This window comes from Methylomonas rivi, assembly GCF_024505165.1.
In the GTDB taxonomy this organism is placed as follows: Bacteria; Pseudomonadota; Gammaproteobacteria; order Methylococcales; family Methylomonadaceae; genus Methylomonas; species Methylomonas rivi.
Window position 1 is genome coordinate 1 of the sequence record NZ_JANIBK010000192.1, and the last position, 5,847, is coordinate 5,847.

Annotated in this window: 6 protein-coding genes; 5 read left to right on the top strand and 1 reads right to left on the bottom strand. The window is 52.8% G+C overall.

The window, feature by feature from the left end:
* The 3 genes from NP596_RS19420 to NP596_RS19430 form a co-directional block, all read left to right on the top strand.
* Window positions 1-297 (top strand): FecR family protein (locus tag NP596_RS19420; RefSeq protein ID WP_504130660.1); only part of this gene is annotated, 297 nt, incomplete at its 5' end.
* Between the two features lie 119 nt (window positions 298-416).
* Window positions 417-2,894, top strand: coding sequence for a TonB-dependent siderophore receptor (locus NP596_RS19425; protein WP_256617055.1), 2,478 nt, complete (start codon window positions 417-419; stop codon window positions 2,892-2,894).
* 75 nt (window positions 2,895-2,969) lie between these two features.
* Entirely contained in the window at window positions 2,970-4,139 is a 1,170-nt protein-coding gene (locus tag NP596_RS19430) for a PepSY-associated TM helix domain-containing protein (protein WP_256617056.1), read from the top strand.
* Here NP596_RS19430 and NP596_RS19435 read toward each other — a convergent pair.
* Window positions 4,136-4,723, bottom strand: a complete 588-nt coding sequence (locus NP596_RS19435; protein ID WP_256617057.1) for a Uma2 family endonuclease — start codon at window positions 4,721-4,723, stop codon at window positions 4,136-4,138. The two genes, NP596_RS19430 and NP596_RS19435, sit on opposite strands and share 4 nt — an antisense overlap.
* Before the next feature lie 359 nt (window positions 4,724-5,082).
* Between NP596_RS19435 and NP596_RS19440 the strand changes: the two genes are divergently transcribed.
* The gene (locus NP596_RS19440; RefSeq protein WP_256617058.1) at window positions 5,083-5,598 is read left to right on the top strand and encodes an RNA polymerase sigma factor; all 516 of its coding nucleotides are present in this window, start codon (window positions 5,083-5,085) and stop codon (window positions 5,596-5,598) included.
* 60 nt (window positions 5,599-5,658) lie between these two features.
* Window positions 5,659-5,847, top strand: a 189-nt coding sequence (locus NP596_RS19445) for a FecR/PupR family sigma factor regulator (protein ID WP_256617059.1), incomplete at its 3' end; no start/stop codon positions are given.

Genomic DNA, 5,847 nt, shown 5'->3' on the forward strand with positions numbered 1-5,847 from the left:
CAGCAGGTCGATGTGCTGCGGAATCGGCTGCAACCGCTGCTTCACGCCGCCAACGACGATGCCTTCGCCTGGCAGCGCCGACAAGTGGTGTTCAACCGCCAGCCTTTGGCCGAGGTACTGGATGAGGTCAACCGTTACCGGGCCGGCCGCATCGTCGCCGTCAATCCGGATTTGGCCGAACGCGTGCTCAGCGGCGTGTTCAATGTCGGCGACGCCGACGCCGTGGTGGACGCCTTGCAGGCAACCTTGCATGCTCAAGCCGTCAACCTGCCGGGCGGCTTGGTGCTGTTGTATTGATGTAGGGGCGAATTCATTCGCCCCTACCGCTAAAAATATTTTCATCGCCGCTAAGGGTAAAGCCACACCCGCATCGTCTTTGTTGCTGACACCGTTCATCAATCAAGGAGTTTGACCCGATGCAATTTTCCAACACAGGCCGATTAAACGGGCTGGCAATCGCCGCCTTGCTGCTTCCAACGCTTAGCAGCGCGGCGGATCCCGCCAGCGTGAGCTTCGACATCCCCGCTCAGGCGCTAAGCGGCGCCCTAACCCGCTTCTCCGCCGCCACCGGTTTGCAGGTTCTGTACGACGGAGACCTGACACAAAACATCAACGCCCCGGCGTTGAAAGGCGATTACAGCGCCGAGCAAGCGTTGCGAAAACTGTTGCAAGGTTCCGGCTTGAATTACCGTTTCAGTAACGGTAATACGGTGACGTTGGAGAAAGCGGCCAGGGTAGCACCGCAATCGGCTAATACGATGCCGGCGGTGACGGTGACAGGAAAGGCCCCCGATAGCTTGAGCGGCCTATACAGCGAAAACTACACCGTGACCAATGCGTTTACCGCGACGAAAACCGATGCGCCCTTGATGGAAACGCCGATGTCCATTCAAGTAATCCCTAAGATGGTGATGGCGGATCAAAAAGCGACGCGTATCACCGAAGCGCTGGAAAACGTTAGCGGCGTGCGTCCGCAATCGAGTCTCGGCTTGGGCAATATGTTTATCGTTAGGGGGTTTAGAAGTGACCGAATCTATCGAAACGGTCTTCTGGCGTCCGGCGTTTCGATAGGCGCCGCTACCGAATACGATACTTCGAATTTGCAACAAATCGAAGTACTCAAAGGCCCGGCTGCCGTCCTGTTCGGGCGTGTCGAGCCCGGCGGATTGATCAATATCGTCACCAAACGTCCCGAACAGACCTCCAGATATTCAGTAGAACAACGCTTCGGTTCCTATGACTTTTACCGGACAGAATGGGATGCAACAGGTGCTTTGACCGATGACAGTTCGTTAAGCTACCGTTTCGCCGGCTCCTATCAGAATAACGAGTCGTTTCGCGAGTTCAATCAAAACGATCGGGTATTGATCCATCCGTCGTTGACGTGGCGTATTAGCGACGCTACTGAAGTTTCGGTTGATGTGGAAGGTCTCTATCAGGAGCATCGCAGTGACCGCGGCTTGTTTGCCATCGGTGATCGACCGGCTCCGATTCCGGTAAGCCGTTCCTTCATCGACCCCAATGACCCTTTGGATTCGACCTCGAAAGTGAACGTAGGATTCAACCTGACCCATGCATTTAACGACAAATGGACCTTACGAAACCGGTTTTTGGCATCGTTCAATGACAGTAACGATTTTTCGATTAAACCGGCTAACGCTTTCACCGTCGCGCAGTTTTTAGATCCGAATACGACCAACCGAACCTATTTGCGTAATATTTTTCACCAACTTGTCGATGCGGAAACTTATACGACCAATTTGGACCTGACCGGCAATTTTGAGCTTGGCGACATCCATCATCAGACGTTAATCGGATTCGATTACCTACAAGCGACTGGCGACTACTGGAGTTTTGGTAATTTCCGCACGCCTGTTCCGGGACTGGAAATCGATATATACAACCCTCGTTATGGAATTGATCCGTCATTTTTCGCGGCAGCCGACGCGGAGCCGTCTACGGTTGGCAGTAACTACAGTTATTTCAAGGACGAGTGGTATGGCGTCTATTTTCAGGACCACATTACGTTATGGGATTCACTGCATATTCTGGGTGGGGGGCGCTACGACTGGGCGACGAGCGGACGCGGACGGGGCGACTCGTTCGATGCCGCTAGAGCCGATTTACCAGTCCGCCGCGACGAAGGCTTCAGCCCGCGCGTCGGTCTGTTGTATCAACCTTGGGATGAGCTGAGTGTTTATGGTAACTGGACGACCTCATTCGGCGCCAATAACGGTCTCACGGCTACCGGCGAAAGTGTCGACCCAGAAATCGGCGAACAATTCGAAGCAGGCCTCAAGGCCGAATTGTTCGATCATCGTCTGTCGGCAACGGCCGCTTATTACCACTTGACCAAGCAAAATGTATTAACCCGGGACATCAATAGCCCGATACCGAACGCTGTTGCCCCAATTGGCGAAGCGCGCAGCCAAGGCATCGAGCTGGATGTGTCCGGCCAGATTACGGACGAATTGAGTTTAATCGGTAACTATGCCTTTACCGATGCCAGAATTATTAAGGACAACAACGGCCGGCGAGGAAACCGCATGAGTAACGTCCCAGAGCATTCGGGTAGCCTATGGCTTAAATACGATGTAAAAAATTACCAGCCGCTGGAAGGTTGGAGTTTCGGGATTGGTATGTTCGCGGCCGGGAAACGGGAGGGCGACGACGAAAACACCTTTATCTTGCCCGGCTACGTCCGTCTCGATGCCTTTACAGCCTATAGTCATCGGATAGGCGATAAACGTTTGATTGCGCAATTCAATATCCGCAATCTGCTGGACAAAACCTACTACAACTCCACCGACCCTTTTTCAAACGCGCCGCCCCGCGTCGGGATATACCCGGGCGAACCTTTGACTGCGATGGGTTCGATTCGTCTGGAATTTTAGCTTAGTGAAACCGCAGGGTGGGTTTGCCCACCCTTTGCATCAATCCCGTAACTTAACACTCAACATCAAACGATCATGGGTTATCAGCGTAAATCCCTACGTCAGTTTTGGCTGAACGTACATCTTTGCATTGCTTTGTCATTCGGTTTCATTTTTGTTATTTTCGGATTGACAGGATCAATCAATATATTTCACTGGGAATTGGAAGAATTGGACTTGCCTGAAGTAAGGCATGAACGATACGAGAAGCCGCTGGCGCTCGATTCGATCATGGAAAAGGTTCGAAAACGACATCCGAGTCGGCAAGGCCAGTGGAACTTATACATGCCGGGGTATGAGCGCGACTATCTGTGGCTATGGTATCCCAAGCCCGAGGAATACGCCGGTCGGTTGTTTAAACCCTTTGGCGTAGTGGTCAACCCTTATACCGGCGACCTCGTTGAAGAACACTTTTGGGGGGAAACGGTCTGGACCTTCGTTTATCAACTGCACGCCACCCTGTTGGCAGCGCGTTATTTCGAGGCAGATAATGCAAGAGTGGTGGCAAAAATAGTCAGTATTTTAGGGTTGTTTTTTATGGCTTCCATTCTAAGCGGGCTTTATTTATGGTGGCCGTCTTCCGGTCGTTTCGGTCAAGCGATTCGATTCAAACGCAAGGCCGGCAGCGCGCGTCTGATTTATGACGTGCATAAACTAACCGGCCTAAGCTGTATGGTCGTTTTGTTCTTGACGGCCTTTACCGGTTTCTCCTTCCGTTACAAGGATTTTTTGAAACCGATCGTTTCTCAATTTTCAATCGTCAACTCAATTCACCACCAAGATCCCAAGGACTTAAAGTCAAATCCGAAGGCAGGCCGCCAACCGATTTCCATTAAGGAAGCAATTGCTATCGCCGACAGTGTATTTCCGTATGCCGAATTGCGTTGGCTGGCGACACCCAAGGGCCTGGAAGGCGTTTATGCCGTCGAAAAAAAACAAGCCGGCGAAGCCAACAGCCGGCGTCCGCGCAGCAAGGTTTGGATCGACCAATACGACGGCAGGGTGTTGGCTGTGGAAGACCCGAATTTGTTTACCGCTGGCGAGACCTTTTTTAATCTGATATGGCCGCTGCATAACGGCGAGGCCCTCGGATTGCCGGGGCGAATTATTTGGTGCATGATCGGTTTAGCGCCGCTGCTGTTGTATGTCACCGGCATACTTCGCTGGCTACAAAAGCGTCAGGCAAAACGACTAAAGTCCTCCTAGGCTAAACTTTGCCTAAATTCGTTCATATCGGTATTATCGACCCGATCATAAACGTCTGCGACCGGCAAGGTCAGGCCAATAGATTCGAACCTGACCGCGTCGCCCAGAAAGGAATATTCCGGCATCCAATGCTTGCTTCTACGCAATACTTGCACCGAAACGATGTCCGGTTCGATCAGCAGGTATTCCTGCAAAGAGGGTAGATTGATATAACGAATCAATTTTGTCGTCGTATCCGTTTTGCGGGTGGAGCGGGACAGCACTTCGACGATAATCACCGGCGACGTCGAAAAATAATCGTCGCCAGACATTTTGCTGCAATCCACCAGTAGATCGGGATAGACATAATCCTTGCCCAAACGGACTTTGATGTCTGCCATAAAAGTCGCGCAAGGTGTGCCTTTCAGGTGATTCCCTAACTCGCGTAGCATGTTGGCCGAGATGCAATTATGGTTATAGCTAGCACCGGCCATTGCATAGACTTGGCCGTCGATATATTCGCGTTTTACCTCGGAAGCGGGTTCCGTCGCCAGATACTCCTCTTCGCTTAGATAAATGTTTTCATGCACTTTATCCAATGCCATCGTTTGCTCCAATGATCTATCGCTGATTCATATTGTTAGCGACCAGTAATTGAAAAACAAGTATTACAAGTTGGGTTAGCCCGTACTTTGGGCTGGTAGGCCTCGGTTTACAACCCCAGCCTGTCGGCTGCCGTTGAAAAACAGAGAGCGAGGTTAATTGGCGTTAGGCGATATGCCGCAATAGTGAGGCATATCCCGCACATCCAAACCTGTTCAGCCGTTAACCAGCCGATATTGCTTCAGTTAGCGGCTCGGAGTGGCCTGGGCTTCCGTACCTTCCGCAACCCAACCTGCCGATATGGCGCGCATTCTGCTTAGCCAATTGCCTCAACTCAGCAAAGCCCCTTGATCTCCCGCGCATGGCTTTTTCCGACCACGACGTTTACCGGACTTTTTTAAGCATTCGGCCGCAAATCCAGCGCTTTTTGCAGCAGCGCCTGCGCTGCCCGGATACCGCCGCCGATTTGCTGCAGGACATCTACTTGCGGTTAATGCTGCTGAAGCCGCCGCCCGCCAGCGAGGTCGAGGCGCGGGCCTGGATGTTTACCGTGGCGTCCAATCTGTCCATCGACCATCTGCGCGGCCAAAAGCGCCGCGGCCATTTGTTGGATCAATACCTGGGCGAGGAAACCGAAGCCGACCTCAGCGCCGAACCCGAGCGGACGCTGCAGGCGCAAGACCAACTCCTGCAAATTCAAACCGCGTTGGCGCAATTGCCCGACTTGTGCGCGGAAATTTTGTACTTGAGCCGTATCGAGGGCCTCAGTCACGCCGAAATCGCCAAGCAATTAAACATTTCCGTCAGCTGGGTGGAAAAACAATTGGCCAAAGCCTTGCTGCACTGCCGGCAAGCGGTTGATGACGAGGACGCATAGTATGGCTATATACGTTCAGGATCGTTATAGTAAACAAACCTTCCCTCACGCCGCACAGCCATGAACGAAACGCATACAGCCCAGCACGACACCTTGCGGCGGCAAGCCGTCGACTGGCATCTGCGCCTGACGTCCGGCAGTGCCGACGACGGTGTATGGGCGGAATTCGAACGCTGGCGGCAACAGCCCGAGCACGCCCGGGCCTATCGTGCCGTCGAGGCGCTGTGGCAACAACTGCCGCAGCCTTTG